An 837-nucleotide genomic window follows, 5' to 3' on the forward strand; every position below is an offset into this window, starting at 1 on the left:
ATGCAGAAAACGCAAAAACGTGTAAATGCCCTTCAAAACGTGACCATTCCTCAATTGGAAGGTGCACAAAAATCTATTTCTTCAGCGCTTGAAGAGAAAGAACGTGAGGAATTTACCCGTCTTAAAGTGGTTAAACGTATCTTAAATAGCAAGTAGTAAAGATAAAGACGACCTTTGTAAGCTGGTTTCGCGCCAGTATACTTAGGTCGTCTTTTTGATTATATAAAAAGTGTTGGCGGAAGTTTCTTTCGAACCACTACCAACACTTTTTGTATTGAATAACTTTATTCAGCTAATTCTGTATTGTAATGTACGTTTTGTACATCATCGTCATCTTCTAATAAGTCAATCAAGTTTTCAAGTTGGCTGGCTTTATCTTCAGGCAGTTCTAACATTGTTTTAGCTACCATTGTGATTTCCGCTTGTGCTAATTTGAATCCTTGCGCTTCTAAGGCGTCACGAACATCAGTGAAGTCAGAAGCTTCTGTAGAAATTTCAAACACTTCGTCTGAAGTTGTCATGTCTTCCCCACCAGCTTCAATTACGTTCATTAACATTTCATCTTCATCAAGGTCTAAACCTTCACGTTCAATCACTATGTAACCTTGACGGTCAAACATGTAAGCAACTGAACCTGATTCACCTAATGAACCACCGTTTTTGTTAAAAATAGTACGTATATTGGTTAACGTACGGTTGGTATTATCAGTTAAGGTTTCAACTAAAATAGCAATACCGCCTGGTCCATAACCTTCGTAAGTGATTTCATCGTAGTCTTCACCAGCGTTGTTACTTGAACCTTTTTCAATCGCACGGTTTACATTGTCGTTAGGCATA

The 837-nt window shown here is 37.8% G+C and carries 2 protein-coding genes; one reads left to right on the top strand and one right to left on the bottom strand.

The annotated features are described in order from the left end of the window. Complete coding sequence (locus tag ACRCJ0_RS16535; protein WP_431391250.1) at positions 1–156, top strand: V-type ATP synthase subunit D; 156 nt, start codon at positions 1–3, stop codon at positions 154–156. A gap of 128 nt (positions 157–284) precedes the next feature. On the opposite strand, the gene ACRCJ0_RS16540 is transcribed toward ACRCJ0_RS16535, so the two are convergent. After that, on the bottom strand, positions 285–837 hold a 553-nt coding region (locus ACRCJ0_RS16540), incomplete at its 5' end, for a YebC/PmpR family DNA-binding transcriptional regulator (RefSeq protein WP_431391249.1).

The sequence above is a fragment of the Aerococcus sp. L_32 genome, from assembly GCF_050689315.1.